17 protein-coding genes and 1 other annotated feature are annotated in these 19,341 nt (G+C 41.6%); of the genes, 5 read left to right on the top strand and 12 right to left on the bottom strand.

Annotation, left to right across the window (positions count from 1 at the left end; translation table 11 throughout):
• Positions 1-26: 26 nt before the first annotated feature.
• Together M8E35_RS15520 and M8E35_RS15515 are read left to right on the top strand one after the other, a co-directional pair.
• Positions 27-701, top strand: a complete 675-nt coding sequence (locus tag M8E35_RS15520) for a response regulator transcription factor (protein WP_252470096.1) — start codon at positions 27-29, stop codon at positions 699-701.
• The gene (locus M8E35_RS15515; protein ID WP_252470095.1) at positions 691-2,154 is read left to right on the top strand and encodes a sensor histidine kinase; all 1,464 of its coding nucleotides are present in this window, start codon (positions 691-693) and stop codon (positions 2,152-2,154) included. The genes M8E35_RS15520 and M8E35_RS15515 overlap by 11 nt, the downstream gene beginning before the upstream one ends.
• Positions 2,155-2,360: 206 nt before the next feature.
• On the opposite strand, the gene M8E35_RS15510 is transcribed toward M8E35_RS15515, so the two are convergent.
• From M8E35_RS15510 to M8E35_RS15475, 8 genes are all read right to left on the bottom strand, one after another.
• Complete coding sequence (locus M8E35_RS15510) at positions 2,361-3,674, bottom strand: TRAP transporter large permease (protein ID WP_252470094.1); 1,314 nt, start codon at positions 3,672-3,674, stop codon at positions 2,361-2,363.
• Positions 3,671-4,183 carry a TRAP transporter small permease gene (locus M8E35_RS15505; protein ID WP_252470093.1) on the bottom strand — a complete coding sequence of 171 codons (513 nt, stop codon included), beginning with the start codon at positions 4,181-4,183 and terminating at the stop codon, positions 3,671-3,673. The genes M8E35_RS15510 and M8E35_RS15505 overlap by 4 nt, the downstream gene beginning before the upstream one ends.
• Positions 4,184-4,203: 20 nt before the next feature.
• Positions 4,204-5,298, bottom strand: coding sequence for a TRAP transporter substrate-binding protein (locus M8E35_RS15500; RefSeq protein WP_252470092.1), 1,095 nt, complete (start codon positions 5,296-5,298; stop codon positions 4,204-4,206).
• 501 nt (positions 5,299-5,799) lie between these two features.
• A complete protein-coding gene (locus tag M8E35_RS15495) occupies positions 5,800-6,516 on the bottom strand; it encodes an ABC transporter ATP-binding protein (protein WP_252470091.1) in 717 nt (238 codons plus the stop codon).
• Positions 6,509-7,276: an ABC transporter ATP-binding protein gene (locus M8E35_RS15490; RefSeq protein WP_252470090.1), complete on the bottom strand. Its 768-nt coding sequence runs from the start codon at positions 7,274-7,276 to the stop codon at positions 6,509-6,511. The genes M8E35_RS15495 and M8E35_RS15490 overlap by 8 nt, the downstream gene beginning before the upstream one ends.
• Positions 7,277-7,289: 13 nt before the next feature.
• Entirely contained in the window at positions 7,290-8,282 is a 993-nt protein-coding gene (locus M8E35_RS15485) for a branched-chain amino acid ABC transporter permease (RefSeq protein WP_252470220.1), read from the bottom strand.
• A 54-nt stretch (positions 8,283-8,336) separates the two neighbouring features.
• On the bottom strand, positions 8,337-9,212 hold the full coding sequence (locus M8E35_RS15480; protein ID WP_252470089.1) for a branched-chain amino acid ABC transporter permease: 876 nt from the start codon (positions 9,210-9,212) through the stop codon (positions 8,337-8,339).
• Positions 9,213-9,227: 15 nt separating this feature from the next.
• The gene (locus M8E35_RS15475; protein ID WP_252470088.1) at positions 9,228-10,421 is read right to left on the bottom strand and encodes an ABC transporter substrate-binding protein; all 1,194 of its coding nucleotides are present in this window, start codon (positions 10,419-10,421) and stop codon (positions 9,228-9,230) included.
• Between the two features lie 176 nt (positions 10,422-10,597).
• Positions 10,598-10,880 (bottom strand) — a binding site (T-box leader).
• Positions 10,881-11,072: 192 nt separating this feature from the next.
• On the opposite strand from M8E35_RS15475, the gene M8E35_RS15470 reads away from it, so the two are divergent.
• Positions 11,073-11,423, top strand: coding sequence for a YojF family protein (locus M8E35_RS15470; protein WP_073031452.1), 351 nt, complete (start codon positions 11,073-11,075; stop codon positions 11,421-11,423).
• Positions 11,424-11,453: 30 nt separating this feature from the next.
• Positions 11,454-12,125: a bacillithiol biosynthesis deacetylase BshB2 gene (gene bshB2 / locus M8E35_RS15465; RefSeq protein ID WP_252470087.1), complete on the top strand. Its 672-nt coding sequence runs from the start codon at positions 11,454-11,456 to the stop codon at positions 12,123-12,125.
• Between the two features lie 128 nt (positions 12,126-12,253).
• On the opposite strand, the gene M8E35_RS15460 is transcribed toward bshB2, so the two are convergent.
• The 4 genes from M8E35_RS15460 to M8E35_RS15445 all read right to left on the bottom strand — a co-directional run bounded on the left by M8E35_RS15460 (position 12,254) and on the right by M8E35_RS15445 (position 17,846).
• On the bottom strand, positions 12,254-13,144 hold the full coding sequence (locus M8E35_RS15460; RefSeq protein WP_252470086.1) for a formate/nitrite transporter family protein: 891 nt from the start codon (positions 13,142-13,144) through the stop codon (positions 12,254-12,256).
• Between the two features lie 426 nt (positions 13,145-13,570).
• Positions 13,571-14,728 (bottom strand): cache domain-containing protein, encoded by a 1,158-nt coding sequence (locus M8E35_RS15455; protein WP_252470085.1) that lies wholly within the window; start codon positions 14,726-14,728, stop codon positions 13,571-13,573.
• Positions 14,729-15,105: 377 nt separating this feature from the next.
• Positions 15,106-16,410: a homocysteine S-methyltransferase family protein gene (locus tag M8E35_RS15450; protein WP_252470084.1), complete on the bottom strand. Its 1,305-nt coding sequence runs from the start codon at positions 16,408-16,410 to the stop codon at positions 15,106-15,108.
• 104 nt (positions 16,411-16,514) lie between these two features.
• Positions 16,515-17,846: an aminotransferase-like domain-containing protein gene (locus tag M8E35_RS15445; RefSeq protein WP_252470083.1), complete on the bottom strand. Its 1,332-nt coding sequence runs from the start codon at positions 17,844-17,846 to the stop codon at positions 16,515-16,517.
• 368 nt (positions 17,847-18,214) lie between these two features.
• On the opposite strand from M8E35_RS15445, the gene M8E35_RS15440 reads away from it, so the two are divergent.
• The gene (locus M8E35_RS15440; protein WP_252470082.1) at positions 18,215-19,063 is read left to right on the top strand and encodes a GNAT family N-acetyltransferase; all 849 of its coding nucleotides are present in this window, start codon (positions 18,215-18,217) and stop codon (positions 19,061-19,063) included.
• The last annotated feature ends 278 nt before the right edge of the window (positions 19,064-19,341 follow it).

Below are 19,341 nucleotides of genomic sequence, written 5' to 3'. Positions count from 1 at the left end.
AACCATTTGAAATGGCGGGGCATTCAATGAGTTCTAAAATACTGATTATTGAGGATGAGGAAAAAATTGCCCGATTTGTCGAGCTTGAGCTTGGCTATGAGGGCTATACCACAACAAAGGCTTTTGATGGCAGAACAGGGCTTGAACTCGCTGAAACAGGCGAGTTCGACCTCGTTTTGCTGGATGTTATGTTGCCTAAGTTGAGCGGCATGGAAGTGCTGCGCAGAATTCGCAGAACCTCCTCAGTTCCTGTCATCATGCTGACGGCGCGGGACAGTGTGGTGGATAAGGTTTCCGGCCTTGACAGCGGGGCAAGCGATTATATCACTAAACCCTTTGCCATTGAGGAGCTTCTGGCCCGGATTCGCACCGCACTCAGGAAAACCGTGCAGGAAGACGCAGTGTTGTCCGCCTCCGGTCTGCTGTTGGATGCCAGTCGCCATACGGTTACCATGATGGGAACACCTATTGAACTGACCAAACGTGAATTTGACCTACTTCACTATCTGCTAAAAAATAAGGGATTGGTCATTTCACGAGAAGCTCTGCTCGAAAATGTATGGGGTTTTGATTTTCAGGGAGAAACCAACGCCGTCGATGTTTACGTGCGTTTTCTGCGTGGAAAAATCGACGAGGTGTTCGATGTCAAATTGATTCATACCGTAAGGGGAGTGGGGTATGTGATTAAGGATGGAAAATGAGCCGGTAAACAATCCCACTAACCGTATTGGGGATAAAATACGGTTTTCTCTTGTATGGAAGCTCAACTTCAGACTATTTTTCCGTTTGCTGGTGATGTTTTTGACCCTGGATGTGGTTATGTGTCTGGTATCCACAGCAGGGCTGATAGTACACGCCGAACAGACTGTGGCTTCGACAGCCCAAATGCTGAAGCAAACAGGACTGCCTGCCACGGATGCGGAAAACTGGCTTGAGCTTACCGGATACAGCGTTGTTCTTCAGACAGGAGAACCGGAAGGGTTTAAACTGCCCGAAAGTTTGCAGACCCTCATTTCCAAACACAGTGCATCCGGTGTAAGGAGTATCGACCTGCCGGATTCGCAAAGCTTGGCCTTTTGGGAAGATTTAGAGGATATTACTTATAATGCCGTCATCGATGATAGCGGAGGTTCTTTTCTTATTTCCATCCGTCTTCAGGAGACCCTGCTCATATTTGCAGGGATATTTTCTATACTATTGATGTTGGAGCTTTTAATGCTATTCAGCAGCATCTTCTCCGGCGCTAGAAGCATCCGAAAAACCCTCCGCCCCATTGAAGAATTAGCTAAAGCCGCGCAGAATCTAAATACTGACGGCGTCTTTACTCCAGAACAACTGGAAGTTCTGGCAGGTAAGTTGGACGACATCAATGCTACTAGGCTAGATACGAGAATTTCAGTAGGTGATACTCAAAGCGAACTTAAAACTCTGGCCTCTGCCATTAACGGGATGTTAGACCGAATTAATGATTCCTACCGCTCTCAGGTGCGCTTTGTGTCAGATGCCTCTCATGAGCTAAGGACACCGATTTCTGTAATCCAGGGGTATGCAAATCTGCTGGATCGCTGGGGAAAGAATGATGAAAAAACGTTGCAGGAATCTATCGACGCCATCAAAGATGAAACAGCGAATATGAAAGGCTTGGTGGAACAACTCTTGTTTCTGGCACGAGGCGACAACAACACCATGGCTTTGCAAATAGAGCGTTTTGAGCTGTCTGCCCTTGCGGAAGAAGTGCTGCGGGAAACCCAGATGATAGACAGTGGACACGAATACAGTTCGAGTGTTACGTCCGTTTTCATTAACGCGGATAAAGGGCTTATCAAACAGGCGGCTCGGATACTGATCGACAATGCTATAAAATACACTCCCACAGGTAAACGGATCACTATTTCTGTTTCGGGAGCAGACAGCTATGCCCGGTTGACCGTACAAGATGAAGGGATTGGTATAGCTCCCGATGCAGTTCCTCAGATTTTTGACCGGTTTTTCCGCGCCGACGAATCCCGTGCCAGAGCTACGGGTGGAACCGGACTGGGCTTATCCATAGCAAAGTGGATCACGGAACGGCATGGCGGACACATGGAGGTCTTGAGCAGGCAGGATATCGGTACTAGAATTTCCATTGTACTCCTAACGGCAAGCGATTCATGATCGACCATTGGAATTCCCTGGACAGGAGCAAAATAATCATTCCACATATGGAACGATTTCTTAGAAAGATTTAAGATAAATAATCAGGCACTCTTCATAATTTTGAAGAGTGCCTGATTAGTTTATTCTTTTTCGGAAGATTTTTCATCTTTTTACCGCGTCTTCAAAAGCATTAAACGATTCTTTTCCTTTAGCATTGCTTTATTTTACGAACCCTTCAGCAGTTCTGGTAAATAGGTTGCAATCCCGGGGAAAATCATCAGCAAGATTAAACATATGAGTATTGTAAACAGGAATGGCCATACACCCTTAAAAATTGTTTCTAAGGGGATCTCCGGAGCGATTCCTTTAATAATATAAACATTCATCCCAACCGGAGGGGTAATTACACCCATGCCTACCACCAATACTACAACAACCCCAAACCAAATCGGGTCATATCCCAGTGTATTAACTACCACTGGGAAAAAAATAGGAACAGTGAGTAAAATTAGTGCTAATGCATCTATAAAACAACCTAGTATGAGGTAAATGAAGAGAATCATGCCCATAATTGCATACGGTGGCAAGGGAAGAGAGCCAACCCAATTTGCCAATTCAGAGGGTACTCTGCTAATAGCCATAAACCGGCCAAACATAACAGCTCCTGCAAGCATAAGCATAATCATAGCGCTGGTTCGAGTAGTATCAAATAAGGACTTTTTCAGGTTTTCCCAGCTAATCCTCTTTTCTAAAAGACTGATAATTAGTATGCCGCCGGCACCTACTGCACCTGCCTCTGTAGGCGTAAACCATCCGGCAAAGAGTCCGCCAACGGAAAGAATAAATATAGCCAAAGCTTCCCCTAATCCTCCCCGCAGAGAATGAATTCTTTCTCTCCAGCTTGATTTGCTGCCAGCTGGTCCAAGGCTTGGATTACGCAAAGTAAGCAAATAAATCATGCTAATGTTTAACAATGTCAGAAGAATTCCAGGAACGATCCCTGCCATAAATAGAGTTCCCACAGACTGTTCCGTGGCTGTGCCATACAAAATAAAAATAACACTCGGGGGAATCATTACCCCTAAAACGCCCCCAGCAGCAATACTGGCTGTGGATAATGATTTGTCGTAATTATATTTATCCATCTCAGGCAGTGCAATAGCCGCCATTGTTGCCGCTGTTGCAGTATTAGATCCGCAAATCGCTCCGAAAACAGCACAAGCTGCTTGGGTAGCAATTGCCAGCCCACCAGGCAAATGTCCAATCATCTTATAAGCAAAAACATAGAGACTCGTGCCAATTCCTGAATAATAAGCCAGAAACCCCATCCAAACAAACATGGCAATAACACTCAGTGAATAAGAAGTAAAAGTATTGTACAGTTCTTTGGCCACCATGTCCAAAGATGCCGGTACTGAAGTGAGATAACTAAAGCCGACAAAACCAACGAGTGCCATGGAATAGGCAATCGGCATCCGCACGATTACCAAGCCAAAGAAAATTGCGATCCCAATTAGCCCAACTAAAAATATACTCATCTCGTCACCTTCTTAGCTGTATCGATACCGAGTACTTCTCTGAAAGAAACCAGAGACTTAAACAACAACACCAGACACAGCCCCGCCAAACCGAAAGCAACTAAATAAATGAAGGGGTAAACGGGTATCTCGGCAGACGGTGAAACAAGCCCTTTCATCTTCATCGTTTGACCGAATTTTCCAAGGGACCAGGCCGCAGCAGCCCACAATATTGAAGAAGCGGTATTAACTAAGACTGCTGCAATGGATTGTGTCTTTCGAGGAAGACGTTCCATGATAAAGCTCACAGCAATATGACCATCTTGAAAAGCACAGTGTGCCAGAGCTAAGGCTACCCCCATTGCTGTTAAAAATCCTACCAGCTCATAAGTTCCTAAAATAGGTTGGTTGAAAACGGTCCGTAAAACAATATTTGCTACAATCAACAACATTACCGAAAAGAAACACAGTCCGGCTAATCTGTCTAAGATACTGCTTACCTTTTTTACTAGGTGAGATAATTGCTTCAACTCCAGATTCCCCCTCAGGATTACTGATACTCCTTGTTATACTGATCGGCAAGATTTTTTACTTTATCTAAGATTTCTTGTCCCTGTTGCCCCTTTTGATTCATTTGGGTTACAAAATCGTCCTGAATGGGTTTAATCAAACTAATCCATTGATTCTGTTCTTCTTGAGAAAGGGTAATAACTTCCATCCCCTTTTCAGCAGCATATTTTAAAGCTGATTCGTTTTGTTTATCCCATAAACTCATGGCGACTTCTTCAAAGAACTTCTGATTTACCGTTTCAATTGCTTTCTGATCTTTAGGATCCAGGGAGTTCCATTTGTCCAGGTTCATGGTAACATAGAACAAATTATTGTATAGAAAAGGGGAAAAAGTTACATACTTGGTTACTTCCGCCTGTTTCCAGCCCTGAAGAACTTCAACCGGACCTAAATTTCCCTTTACAACGCCCTTCGACAATGCTTCATAGGCTTCAGATTGGGCCATAGCAACCGGCATGGCTCCAAGAGCCGCAAGACTTTTAGCGCTAAGACCTGTAGCTCTAATTTCTAATCCTTTTAAATCCTTCAGAGCACGTACTGGTTCTTTAGTATATAAATCCCCAGGGCCTGTTGTAAACACCATCATCAACTTTGTATCCTGAACTTCCTTGGGATTTAGCTCTTTGATCCCTTCCCAAGCAACTTTACTGGCAGCCTTGGAATTGGCGTATTTAATACCCGGCAGTTCAAACACCTCCGACACCGGAAAACTGCCCCGTGTATAAGAAAAACAAGAAAGACCCAGATCAGCGATTCCATTGACAACTCCATCATAAACTGCGTCTGCCTGCAAAAGTGTCTGTCCAGGGTAGCTGGTAATTTTGACTCTGCCTTCAGTTGCAGTGTCGATCGCCTTGGCCCAAGGCTGTACTAACTCTTTCTCAGCCGGGTGTGTAGCTGGAAAGAAATGGGCTAATTTCAGCTCGACTGTTTGAGATTTCGTTTCGGCCGGAGCAGATGCAGTCTGTCCACATCCCGAAACAAAGAGCAAATTCAGTGCCAGAACTCCAAGTAAAATTCCTTTTCCAATTGACCTTAACTTAATTGATTTGCATAACCTTTTTTTCACAATCATCTCTCCTTTTAATATGTTTTAGACAATAAAAAAAACTCCCACTAGGAGTTAGAAAAACTGTGAATCGCCCTAAAATCCGCAACAAAAAAACGGATACAGGGAATAAACCACATCCATAATTCTACCATCCTACAACTATCCTACGTTTTTTGGAAACAACCGTTACCTACCGTTACTCTATCCTACACACCTGCAGAAAATCAATCTACACAAAGACACTCACACTACTACTATGTATTCTACATTAAAATACCACACTTCTCTGTAAAAATCTAGTTAATATTTTTCTTTAATAAGACATTTTTCCTAGCATTGCCCTCCTACCTTTATCATTAGAGCCATTATGGCTTAGAGTCATAATTTTTTCAACGTGTGATGATGGGCTGATAAAGACAAACAGCGACCTCCCAGAACCCTCCCTTACCGTGAATTTCGGTAAACAGGAGGGTCTTCTATACGGTCACAGTACTTTTTAAGCCGTTTCTTAAAGCAATCTATAAACTAACGAGCCCGCCCCAGGTAAGCCTCTTGAATAGATGAGTCAGCAATGATATCCACTGAATTGCCGCTATGGGTAATCCCGCCTCTTTCCATCACTAAGACGCTGTCCGCCACTTTTAGGGCTGATTTGGTATTCTGTTCTACAAGGATTATAGTGACTCCGGTCTTTTTTAACTTGACCAGAATAGACATTATCTCCCGAACTACCAATGGAGCTAGACCAATCGAGGGTTCATCGAGCATTAGGAGGGCAGGCCGAGACATTAAGCCCCTGCCAATTGCCAACATCTGCTGCAAACCACCGCTTAAACTGCCTGCCTGATCACTCTCTCTGCCTTTTAAAGCCGGAAAAAGCTCTAGTATTTCTTGAATATCGTTCATTAATACTGGCTTATTTTTTCGATAACGATGGAAAGCTCCCAACATGAGGTTATCAAGGACACTCAACGCGCTGAAGATTTCTCTTTTTTCCGGAACAAGGCTTATGCCTTGCCTGACAACCTGTTCCGGTTTTTGGCTAGTAATTGGTTTACCTTTAAAAATAACTTCCCCTGCAGTCGGCTTGTACAGCCCGGCTACAGTCCCTAACAAAGTACTTTTTCCTGCCCCATTCGCTCCCAAAACAGCCAGCAGTTCTCCTTCTTTGACCTCTAGGGACAGCTCTCTGATGGCCTGTACATAGCCATGATAAACACCCAGGTTCTTAATTTTAAGCAATCTTTTCATCCTCTCCAAGATATGCTTTAATGACCTCTGTATTTGCCTGAATTTCCGCGGGCGTACCTTCCGCGATCATTTGGCCGAAATTTAAGACGACAATCCTGTCGGCAGCTTCCATCACGGTTTGCATGTCGTGTTCAATCAGGATCATAGCGGTTCCTTTCGTCTTAAGTTCCTTTAGATACCCTGTCAGGATCTCTGTTTCTGCGGGGTTTAAGCCAGCAGCCGGTTCATCAAGCAGTACTAACGCAGGATGAGAAGCTAACGCTCTGGCTATTTCCAAGAGTCTTTGTTTTCCGAAGGGTAACTCGGAGGCAAAAAGTCCGGCAGTCTCCACCAGCCCAATGTCTTCGAGTAAAGTCAGGGATTCCTCCCTGATTTTTCTTTCTTCACGGCAATTTCCAGGAAAGGTGAAAAATGAACGAATAAATCCTTTTTTGCTTCTAAGATGTGCTCCAGCCATAACGTTTTCCAGCACCGTCATGTTGCTGAAAAGTTGAAGATTTTGAAACGTCCTAGTGATACCGGCAGAAGCAATCTCAAACGGTTTTAGACCCACTATATCCCTGCCTTTTATGGCGATCGAACCCTTCTCCGGTGGTAGCGTCCCAGTAATAATATTAAAAAGTGTAGTTTTTCCTGCACCGTTAGGACCAATCAGAGCAACGATGCTTCCTTCAGCTACGCTAAACCCAATATCCTTAACCGCAGCAATACCGCCAAAATGTTTGGTAACCCCGCTTAACTCAAGAAGCATTACAATCCCCCTTTTAGCCTCTTATTTTAACGTCAGTCTTTAGTTGCTTTTTGAGAGGTATTCTGAAGTATTGACCGATCCCGCTTAACCCTTTAGGTTGAAAAATCATAAGGCCCACCAGAATAACTCCATAAATGATAATCTGATATTCGCCGCCTGCCCCGGGTATTAATAAAGGTACAATCTCGCGCAGTAATTCATTTAAGGCAACCACCACGACCGCTCCTATTACCGGTCCCCAAAAAGTGCCCAGACCTCCGATCACCGCCATTAAGACAAATTGGACTGAAGTATGAAAACTGAACGGAGATGGACTGATGAAAGTAACATAAAAAGCATATAATCCCCCGGCAAGTCCAGCCAGCAAAGCACTGAAGACGAACGCCTGCAACTTAAGCCGAGCACAGTCAATACCTGCATTTTCTGCTGCATATTCACTTTCTCGAATCGAGCAGAGTGCTCTGCCGGTCCGTGAATGGACCAGATTATAGATTCCTATTAACAACATCAACAAAACAAGCCAAACAAGCATATAGAATTTCTGATCACTGTCAAACTCAAAACTTCCGATGGAAAGATTGGGGATTCCGCTCATTCCTGACGGTCCACCTGTTAGTTCCCCACCCTCATTGAAGAAAATATGAACTAAAATTCCAAAACTGAGCGTCGCTAAGGCTAGATAAAGTTCACGCAACTTGAGGGTCTGTCGGCCGATGAGTCCTGCAATGATTCCCGGAAGTATTGCAGAGGCAAAGAGCGCCAAAAGTGTGGGCCAGTGAAACCGCGTCGTTAGTATAGCTGCTGTGTATCCGCCCAAGCCGAAGAAAGCAGCATGCCCAAAGGAAACCTGACCTGCATATCCCATCAAGATCCCTAAGCCCTGTACGATGATCGCATAAAGACCGATGATGACTAGAGTGCTGTACAAGTAATTGCTTTCTGCCACCAGAGGAATTATAAGCAGCAGCAACAGGAGGATAAATCCTCGATGATTTTTTAGTTTCATTTTATAACCATGCCTTTCGTTCAACTCATCCTCTCTTCAAGCTAGGGTATGCAATCATATCTTTCTCTCTCTTATAGCCCCAATAATTCCCTCAGGCCGAAACAGGAGAACACCCAGTAAAATAATCATGGAAATGGCATCTTTTAACCCGGAAGATATGAGTCCAGAACTGAAGGACTCCAAAATACCCAAGAGAATACCCCCTATAACTGCGCCACCGACATTGCTCAAACCCCCGATAGCGGCGGCCACAAAACCCTTCACACCCAACATGAACCCCATATCATAGGTCACCATGGTAATCGGAGCTATGCTCACCCCAGCCGCTGCCCCTAGACCGCCAGCAGCCACAAAGGCTAAAAAGGAGATGGTATTCAAGTTTATGCCCTGAAGCCTTGCTCCTGTTTGGTTATAAACCGAAGCTTTGACTGCTTTGCCCCAAAAGGTATGCCCTAAAAAGCCATATAACCCGGTCAGGGTAACCGCAACCAGAGCAAAAATCCAGATACTCTGAGGATTTAAGGCAGCTCCCCCCACGATTTTGGACCCGCCTTCAGAAAAGGCGGGCAGAGAATAGGTCTCTGTTCCCCAGATAAGGAGGGCTAATCCTCGCAAAGAAATCGAGAGACCGATGGTAATTATCAGCATGCTAAGGTTACTGGCGCCTCGTGCTCTGTAGATTGTCAGACGTTCCAGCAATCCACCCAAGATTGCGACTAGAATTACTGATACGATAAATACAGCAATTATAGGCATTCCTGTTCCCTGCAAACTGACAGCCAACAGAGCCCCGATCACGACAAACTCGCCTTGTGCCAAGTTCAAAATACCCGTGACATTAAAGGTCGTAACCAGGGTTAACGCGATGATGGAGTATATGCTTCCCAAAGTCAGTCCGGTAAATAAAAGTTGTAATAGTTGTTCTCCCATCAATCAAACACCCCGTTATTCTATAAGCTTCCATTTTCCTTGATCTACTTGCACTAAAACTGCGGAATCTTCCTTCAGACCGTTGTGATCCTGTGGGGTCATGTTGAACACTCCTGAAATGCCAACAAATCCTTGTGTTTTTTCCAACTCATCCCGGATCGCTACGCGATCTGGACCAGCTTTCTCTAAAGCGTTTACTAACAGATTGAAGGCATCCCAAGCATATCCTCCAAAGGAATTGGGCTCAGCATTGTACTTCTTCGAATAATCAGCGATATAACTTTCCAGCACTTTTTTCTGGGAATCATTATCTGAGATTTGTTGGGCTACAGAAAGTTTACCGATTGGTAAGATAACACCATCCGCTGCGCCCTGAGCAAGTTCAATGAATTTTTGGTTGCCTACCCCATGACTGTGAATCAGAGGAATAGAAAGGCCAATGTCTTTGAAATTCTTGGTCAGAATGGAAGCCGAGGGTGGGATCGCCCAAACTATCGCAGCTTGCGCCCCGCTCGCCTTAACTTTAGTTAACTGAGGCGTCATGTCTTTGTCATTAGCATCAAATTTTTCTTCGGCAACAATATCGATCCCGCTATCCTTAACAGCAGCGGAGATGGCCTTCTTCCCATTATCGCCGTAGGAATTATTCATATACAAAAAGGCTATTTTATTCAGGTTGTTTTTCTTTAGATAACTAATAATCTTATTGATCATCACAATATCGCTTTGGGCAGTTTTATAGACCCATTGCCGCTCACTGGTTGGCTCAACGATGCTACTGGCGGCCGCTAAGGATATCATGGGAACCTTTTCACTTTGAACCGTCTTAATCATGGCCATGGAGGTTCCACTCGAACTAGCCCCTAGAATAGCAAGCGCGCCTTTCTCAATCAGCGTTTTAACTGCCAAAACGCTTTCCGTTTCGTCACTTTTGTTATCCATGATGGTCAAGTCGATAGGATGTCCTTTAACCCCGCCATTAGCGTTTAGCTTTTCAACCATCATTAGCAAGGTATCCCGTTCAGGGACTCCCAAAGAAGATGAATTTCCGCTGATATCTAACACTGCCCCAATTTTGTACGGTTCATTGCCGCCAGCACTCTTTACATCGGCTTCTTTGGTCGGGCTGCAGGCACTGATCAGCAGGCTTAATACCAAAAGAAGTGCAAGCCATAGTTTACTTTTTAACCTCATTGTTATCTTTTTCATGTAGATCACTCCTTACAATTCTTTCAAACAAGGGTTTATCCAATCGTTAAGACTCCCCACCGAAGTCTCGATGTTCGACTTTAGTTGAACGAGTTCACTAAGATCATCCGATCTGTTGAGCCTTTCACCTCCGTGTATAAAGAATAAAGAACAAAAAAATAAACACATCTCATCCCTCAAGGGACGAAAAGTGTTTTTTCGCGGTACCACCCAGATTGGGTCTGTAAAAGACCCCTCCTCATTGCAAGTACGGAAATAAAATATAATTAAATATCTATTTCTTATACCCCCTTCCTTTTAACGGTGGAAGTCTCCGACCAAACCTACTTTCCCTAGGGTTTCAGTCTGGCAGCTCAGGAGTGAACCTTCAACGGTTGATACTTTAGCAGCGCTTTCAGTCTATGACGCTCCCTCCCTGAAAAGACCGTTCCGTTTACTTTACCCCGTCATCACAATTAAAAATATTGGTTATGTTGGTGGTATCTTACCAGTTTTTCTTTCTTAGGTCAATATATAAAAATAAAAGAATAATAACATGTGGCATTGGCCTTATCCTTTGGGTCGACTCCTTTGCACGCATACACTGAGTGAAAATAACCGGAAAGTGGTATATAATAAGTTGGAAATCAATGGTGAGGTGGGGATAGTTTCATGGATCCAATTAATAAATCGATTGTACAATCTGCGCTAAACGGTTTTCTTAACCGCGACGTTTACCTCCATTTAGAGACGACCAATGGAGCTTATGCCGTCCATAGGAAAGAAAGTAATATGACTGTGGGAGCCTATATTCGCAATGGTCGTATCTGCTTTGGACGTGGGATCATCACGGGGGACGGTCCATACCGCGTGGGGCTTAAGATAGAACTCGGCTGGGTTTACGCCGAAGGTCTAACGGATTTTGAGACAGACCAGGAAGGTCGGCTCTTGCTCGCCGGTCATGATCAAGATGGGCGCCTGGCTGTAGCTTTAGAACTCAGTTTATCCCCTTTTGAATTGTAAAATTATTATTAATGTGGGAGGAATAATTTCTTGGAACAACACGTTCTCGTAGTTTTCCCACACCCAGACGATGAAACGTTTGGCTGTGGCGGAACCATAGCACAATTCACTAAATCGGGTGTTCCTGTCACTTACGTCTGTGGTACTATGGGCCAAATGGGGCGCAATATGGGAAGGCCATTCTTTGCCAACCGGGAATCGTTGCCGAGTATTCGGGAAGCAGAGTTGGAGAAAGCCTGTCAGGCTATCGGCATTCAACACCTGATTAAGCTTGGGTTGCGAGATAAAACGATTGAGTTTGAAGACCCAGAACAATTGACCGATAGAATTGAGCAGATCCTCAAAGAGGTCCGCCCCTCCCTGGTCATAACTCATTATCCGGGACATGCAGTGCATCCGGATCACAATGCTCTAGGTGACGTGACGATCCGTGCCGTCTCTCGTCTTTCCCTACAGGAACGCCCGATTGTCTACGCTCATGCTTTTGCTCGCGATTGTCAGGATATGCTCGGCGCGCCGGATATTATCAACGATATTAGTGCAGTGTCAGAGATGAAGTTGGCTGCGATTCGGGCACACAGGTCACAATCCCAAGTAATTCTCCCGCGTCTCGGGAATGGACAATTCAAGAATCCATCATCAAAAAACTCATATAGCCATATGCTCGAGCGTGAATCTTTCTGGACTTACCGTTTTTCGTAAGAATAAGAAGTCTTCACAAGTATATGCTATAAAAACCTTGTTCAATAGACTGCTCAATATACTTAAAACTTTTTTGATTAGCATTCCTCCCTCTTTTAGCGGGAGGAATTTTGCTTTATGAGGCTATTTTACTTAGCGGCATTTGACCTTGACTGATTTAGCAATACACCTTCTTGTTTTACGTCATTTTTAATATAAACAAACCAGTAAACTCCAGCCACAAAAATCGATCCGCCAACAATGTTTCCAAGAGTTACCGGAATTAAGTTATTGGTTATAAAAGTCCCCCAGTTTAAGTTTGCTAGCACTTGGGGAGTAAGATGAGATTCAGCTACCCAACTTGGATTTGCCTTTGCTAGTATTCCAGCCGGAATGTAATAAATATTTGCTATGCTGTGTTCAAAACCGGATGTGATAAAAAGCCATATTGGAAAGAAAATTGCAAGTATTTTGCCTACCATGTCCTTTGCTCCATATGCCATCCACACTGCCAGGCAAACTAACATATTACACATAATTCCTAAATAGAAAGCAGACATAAATGGCAGTCCTACTTTATAGGCTGCTATTTTGATAGTTACTCCCCCCAGAACATTTGCACCGCTGTCATACAAACCAGAATGAACCATCATATAGGCAAGAAGTATAGCACCCATAAAATTACCGCTATAAACGAAAAACCAATTTTTGAGCATATCATTTAATTTTACTTTTCCATCTAAGACTCCGCCTAAAATCATAGTATTTCCGGTGAACAATTCTCCTCCCGCTAATACAACTAACATAAGTCCTGTTCCAAAGATAGCACCTGCCAGAACTTTTCCCAGACCATAAGTTTCTGGCTTTGCAAATAGATTGAAGGCTGCCATATTTGAGCCTTCGGCAGCAAAAGCTATAAAAGCCCCGGCTAGAATCCCCAAAATAAACTGATTTGAATATTTCATACCTACTTTTTTTATTCCTGTCTGTATAGTGGCATGAGTTATTTCAGATGGTGGCAAATAACCTTTTGTCTCCAAATTTTATCACTCCTAACTTTAACAAACTTCCCAACAGTTCAAGATTTTCTCAGTAGGACTTTTTACCCGAGGATTAAGACAGTTTTTTGTCAAATTTGATTGCTCCTTTCTCAATCAAAGTGTTGACGAGCGCACCTGCAACTTATGATAAGATCTGAGCAAACCAGGTGTCTGTAATTTACTTTATCTTTCATCTCAAGGACTGTCACGCATATTAACTTAAATAAAGCATTATGTGGATAATTAATATATTTCGAAAGTTTTGTAAATTGAAGATATAGGGAATTTTTACTTATCAAGCCCAGGCTAATAATCTCTTTACCCAGTCATAAAGCGGCATGAGCCCGGTTTAATACCGAACTCATGCCGCTTACTTAAGTTTATTTTTTATAGGTCTATTTGACAGACCGTCTGAAAAGGAAACTTTTATGAAGGTATAAATAGCTTTACAGGTCTGCCGATACCATATTTGAGTTTAGATACTAATAGTCCACGTTCTTCTAAAAATTCGAGATAGCGACGTACTGTGACCCTAGTCAGCTTTACCCCTTCAGCGACGTCCTCCGAAGAGAGAGGCCGGCGATTTGCTTGTAAAAATTGTGTTATCTGAACAAGAGTTGTTTGATTCAAGCCCTTTGGCAACTCCTCTTCTGCAATAAACCAGGCAGTATCGAGTTCGGATTTTTGCTCTTGCTCAGCAGTGACGGCAGTTTGGATTACACCCTCACTGCTTTGGATCGACTCTGTAACCGTACCAGATTCAATTTCAATTGGTTCACTTTCTTGATTACTGCTGGTCGCCCGATTAATTTCCCCTGTAAATGACTGGAACTGCTCCACCATTTGGTTAAAGGCATCCTCCAGTTCCTCAATTTCTTTGGCACCGGAAACTTTGACCTTTTGAGTCATGTGTCCGGTTGCAACATCCCGAGTTCCTAACATGATATTATGCAAGGGATTGATGATAACTCTCTGAATGAAAAACCAGGTGAGAAGTGCTATCAAAATTGTTAAGGCTAATCCCAGTACAGCCATTGTAATCAAAGATCGAGTGATTATTTCCTGTTCATAGGCATGAGAGATTCCTACATAAAAAATCCCAATAATGTTTCCGTTTTCTGCTCGTAATGGAGCATAGCCCGATTGGTGCCATTGGCCAACGACATTAGCTTCTCCTATATAAGTCTGACCATTCTGCAGTACTGTCTGGGCTACATTAGCAGAAACCTTGGTCCCAATCACACGTTCGCCGTTTGAACCGAGTACAGTGGTCGCTACCCTTGTATCCCCCAAAAATATGGTCACCGTGTCCCCCGAAAGGCGAGACAAATAATCAACTAAGTCATTATTAAGGTTGATCTTCGTAGTTCCTTTATAAAGGTTCCCCTCTTGCACTGACCATGAGCCAGGATATGTCTTATCAATAATTTCTCCACAGGTTGTTAAATCTGTTTGTGCTTTTATTATAGTGGCCGCCACAACGCGGTCTTTCATATACCAGCCAAGAACTGCGAGGAAGCAAACTGCCAGTAAAAAGAGCGAACCCAACAACAATATTAGGATTTGATGTTTAAGCGAACGCACGCAATCACCTCTTTCGTCGACTTCATTACCCTTTTTTCGAACCTCAATAGAGGCAGTATTTTGAAGTTATTTACAAAGTCTTTAGAATATTTATTTATTAAATTAATTAATTCGCAAATTATGTTGAAATACCTTCTAATAGTCTACTCTAAAAATATTACTAATTAAATAATGCCTGTAAGAAATACTTAGAACTTTTAATAAAGACCAGATTTGTCCCGCTCAGGTTGCCGTTCATTCCTTTACTTTTCGTTATTATTTTCTTTGTATAATATACCGTGTTCTGATACTAAAGAAAACCCTTCACCGTTGATGCAACAAGCATATAAGAACACCGAAATCAGGCATGATTTCGGTGTTCTTATGTCCTAGAGGTATCAAATGGTTATAGGTTCTAATTCATCATTAAGAATCAAAGCACCGTAGTGTTTTATTTGAGAAAGAGGAATTTTTGTATTATCTGACAGAACTACTCCGACCTTTCCGGGATAATATCTCAGAAATTTATCGAGAATTTCAATTGATTCACATTTCATGATTAATGGTTTTTTAATTAAAAAGCTAATGGTGCTGGTAAATCCCCATACATCAAACGATTCGTTCATATTACTAAAATCGATTAAAAGATAATCCATATTTGCTGTTTTATAACCTTGTAACAAGTTATAAAAATCACCGTTTTTCAACATATTTACAGTAGTATCTTCTTTAAAAGAAAGTTCTTCAACCGCATATTCCTTGTCTTTCGAAAACACCAGATAATTAAAGGCAGAAGTAATAGTTGAACCAGATTTTATATCTAAATTCGGTGCTTTGATCCCATCAAGTTCTTTCTTTATGGAACTTATAAATTCCGGAGTCGTTCCACAACATCCGCCAATAAGCCTTACTCCATTCTCTACAAATTCTTTTGTATATGAACTAAATTGGTCTGGTTCTTGTTTATAGACTGCCTCTCCATTCAATAATACAGGCATCCCGGCATTTGCCTTTACCGAAAGAGGAATTGATACAACCAAATGCATTTTTTTAATGGGTTCAAGCAAACTATCAGGACCGCCTGAGCAATTAGCCCCCACTACTGCCACTCCTAATGATTCACATACTAGAGCACATACCTCTGCCGAATTACCCGATAGCGTTCTACTGTTGTCATTAAATGTTGCAGAAGCAATAATTGGCAGACTTGTAGTTTCCTTAGCTGCTAATATGGCTGCCCTTAATTCATTTAAATCCGTAAAAGTTTCAAAATTAACGACATCTGCACCTGCATCTTCTATTGCCCTTAATTGTTCTTTAAAAATACTATAGGCTTTATCAAAACTTAAATCCCCCGCGGGTTCTAATATCATACCCGTAGGACCAACTGAAGCGGCAACATAAGTGTTATCCCCTGCAACTTCTTTGGCTAATTTAACGCCCTCGAAGTTTACTTGATAAGTTTTATCCCCTAAACTATGCTTATCTAAGGTAACTCGATTGCCTGGAAAAGTATTGGTTTGAATTACGTCAGAACCTGCTTCTTTGTATAGATTATATAGATCTTTAACCTCATCTGGTTTTGATAAATTCCATGATTCTGAAGCTTCATTGCCTTTTAAACCTCTCTTTTGAAGCATAACACCTTTAGAACCATCATATAGTAAAACCCTTTCATGAATGCAACTTAGAAAATTCTTCATTATGTAACCTCCCTTGTATGTTTATTATATTACACTTAATGCTTTCCTGCTCGACCCGTTTTCTTTCGTACTTCAAAAGTTCGGTAAATTCCATTGACACAAAATTATTTACGCAAGTAGTTTAATTCTTGACTTATAAGCTTGATAGTTTTTCTAATATCATCATCATCCGTTTTACAAACACATAAACGCAAACCGTCTAAGTGCGGAAAACCATCAATATAACAACTGTTTGTACTGCTCAAAAGTACATCGTATTTCGACAACCTGTTTACAAGAACATCGGCTGATATGCAATTCAACTCTAAGCAGGCATAGATCCCTGTTGTAGGTATATAACATTTTATAATTCCATCTAGTTGCTGCTCGAATGCATCTCGTAAAACATCCATCTTTTCTTTGTAATACTTTTTTGTTCTTTGCACATGAAACTTGTACATACTACTTTGCAGGTAAATTTCCAATGCGCCCTGTGTTAGGATTGGGGAGTTCAGATCGATGCTCCGCTTATAGGTTATAAATTCATTCTGGAGTTCTATTGGTAATATAACCATTCCCAGGCGCAGTCCTGGTAACAGTGTTTTTGAAAAGCTCCGAATGTAGATAATCCGTTCTTGTTCTCCCATTGCATACATCGGATCAGCCTTTGTATCCAGTTCCAAATCTGCCAAATAATCATCCTCGATAATATAGACTTCATACTGTTTAGCAAGCCTGATTATTTCTTTTTTCTGAGTACCATCATAGCAGAATCCCGTAGGGTTTTGATATCTTGGCATAGTATAAAAGAATTTAATATCTCCTTGTTTAAATATTGATTCCAGCTCGTTAAGGTTAATACCCTCATGTGTTCTTCTAATACCGACAACTGGAGTTTTGGTGCATTTCATTACTTGAAGCATGACAGAATATGTTGGTTGCTCTACAAGTACTTTTGTCCGGGTATTAGGAAAAGAGATAGCTGCAAGAATGTACAAAGCTTGCTGTGAGCCATTGGTTATAAAAATATTTTGCGGTTTTGTGAAAACTTGAAAATTTACCAAGTGTTTGACTAAACCATGAATCAATTCCGGCATACCCCGCGGTGAAGAATATTCAAACAGCTTTTTTTCATATAACGAAATGGCTTTTTCCATACAATGATAAAAATCTTTGTATGGATTAATGTAATCGGGAGGACCAGTCGTTACCATATCAACGACGTTATTCCTACGATTTACGGCCGAAGATTTCACAACATAATATCCGCTTTTAGGAAAGGCATAAATTAAATGCTCTGCCTCAAGCAATTTATAAGCTTTCACGATTGTATCAGAATTATAAGACAATTCCCTAGCGAGTACCTGTATCGAAGGCAGCTTTTCACCAGGCTTATATGCACCGTTAGATATTTTTTGTCTTATTAAATCCGCAACTAATTGATATTTATAAATCACATTAAAAACCCTCATTTCTATACCGGTATAGATTACTAATTATTTTCTAGCTTTTTCCAACCCTCATCTATTAAAATTAAATATATCACAATTTAAAAAGGAAAAAATGCAGTGAACTCGTTCAACTAAAGTTGAACATCGAGGCTTCGGTGGGGGACTCTACCCTTCGCGCCAAGTGTTCCTATTGGGAAAGGCGCTCGGCGATACTCTCCACTGGAGACTATCGTCACCGAAGCAGAGTACGGGGGCACCACTCCCACTTATAGAAGTGGGAGTCTTAATGTTGGATAAATCTTTCCGAAGGATCTGCCACGATGAGCATATAATCACGTTTCGGAAAGGAAATTTGAACCATGAGGGGTATGAATATGATTAAGTTAAAAGTTAATGATTATTTTAAAGTTATTGCACCGTTGGAAAGAGTAACAATCAATACTTTATTTGCTAAAGCAGTTGTTTATCAGCAAGTAACTGGCTCGGTTTATGTTGATAGTGAAAAAGAACCAAAAGTATTTTATATCGCACATCCCTATGGAATGTCACTACTATTTGGAAATACGGAAAATGAATATTTTAATGAGAATTTATTTTACTATTTGACTAACAAGAATAAGGTTAGGAATAAGGATGAATGGTTGCAAGTATTTCCAAATTCTTGGAGCAATAAAGTCGAAACAATTTTGGATTCATATTTAGTGAAAATAGATTCTGCAAATATGAATAGAGTTTTAGAGATGGATGATGTTAGTAGAAGAGTCGTAGAAAACACAAGAGTTAATTTCATTTTTAATATTAGTGACTTTAAGAACATTAAGCGGCCATTAGATAGCCGAGAACATGAAATAGTACGTACAACTAAAGAAATGTTACAAACTTTGCAGGGGAGTGTAATTCCAAAGTATTTTTGGAATCACGAAGATCAATTCCAAAATACAGGAATAGGATATAGCTTGATTTATGATGGAGAAGTAGCTTCTACAGCTTTTTCGTCATGTAGGTTTGAGAAGCAATTAGAAATTGGTATTGAGACCTTAGAAAAGTATAGAGGAAAAGGGTTTGCATTATACGTTTGCTCAGTTCTTATAAATTACTGTCTAGAAAATGGTTTGGAACCTATTTGGGCATGTCGCATGGAAAATATTGCATCATACCAGTTGGCTCATAAACTAGGATTTATACCGACGCTTTTTATCCCATATTATCGGCTTTCGGTATAGAATTCTCTATTGCTAGCTTCCCGGTAAACAGCCTGGTTCATACTCTATCCCTTCCATTAAGAAATTATGACAAAAATGCCAATATACTCTCTCATGGTATATTGGCATTGTATGGTGCGATTAGGATTTTTGTCAATTGTGATGATACCTAGAGTGTTTAAAGAATGTGCAGTGTTTTTACACGATGTCGAATGTATACCTAAATCATGTTAACTCAAAATAAACTCTGAGCTGCCGCAATCGCCATCTGAGCGAGAGGGGTTGGGTAAAGACCGATT

It is taken from the genome of Desulfosporosinus nitroreducens, assembly GCF_023897015.1.
Classification (GTDB): Bacteria; Bacillota; Desulfitobacteriia; order Desulfitobacteriales; family Desulfitobacteriaceae; genus Desulfosporosinus; species Desulfosporosinus nitroreducens.
This window is presented reverse-complemented; position numbering and strand designations above follow the sequence as displayed.

Bases quoted from the DNA above. Each gene is read 5' to 3' on its own strand.
- M8E35_RS15515 (WP_252470095.1), top strand. From the start codon at position 691: ATGGAAAATGAGCCGGTAAACAATCCCACTAACCGTATTGGGGATAAA.
- M8E35_RS15500 (WP_252470092.1), bottom strand. From the start codon at position 5,298: ATGATTGTGAAAAAAAGGTTATGCAAATCAATTAAGTTAAGGTCAATT.
- M8E35_RS15520 (WP_252470096.1), top strand. From the start codon at position 27: ATGAGTTCTAAAATACTGATTATTGAGGATGAGGAAAAAATTGCCCGA.
- M8E35_RS15480 (WP_252470089.1), bottom strand. From the start codon at position 9,212: ATGGGAGAACAACTATTACAACTTTTATTTACCGGACTGACTTTGGGA.
- M8E35_RS15490 (WP_252470090.1), bottom strand. From the start codon at position 7,276: ATGCTTCTTGAGTTAAGCGGGGTTACCAAACATTTTGGCGGTATTGCT.
- M8E35_RS15485 (WP_252470220.1), bottom strand. From the start codon at position 8,282: ATGAAACTAAAAAATCATCGAGGATTTATCCTCCTGTTGCTGCTGCTT.
- M8E35_RS15510 (WP_252470094.1), bottom strand. From the start codon at position 3,674: ATGAGTATATTTTTAGTTGGGCTAATTGGGATCGCAATTTTCTTTGGC.
- M8E35_RS15450 (WP_252470084.1), bottom strand. From the start codon at position 16,410: ATGAAGAATTTTCTAAGTTGCATTCATGAAAGGGTTTTACTATATGAT.
- M8E35_RS15470 (WP_073031452.1), top strand. From the start codon at position 11,073: ATGGATCCAATTAATAAATCGATTGTACAATCTGCGCTAAACGGTTTT.
- M8E35_RS15440 (WP_252470082.1), top strand. From the start codon at position 18,215: ATGATTAAGTTAAAAGTTAATGATTATTTTAAAGTTATTGCACCGTTG.
- M8E35_RS15475 (WP_252470088.1), bottom strand. From the start codon at position 10,421: ATGAAAAAGATAACAATGAGGTTAAAAAGTAAACTATGGCTTGCACTT.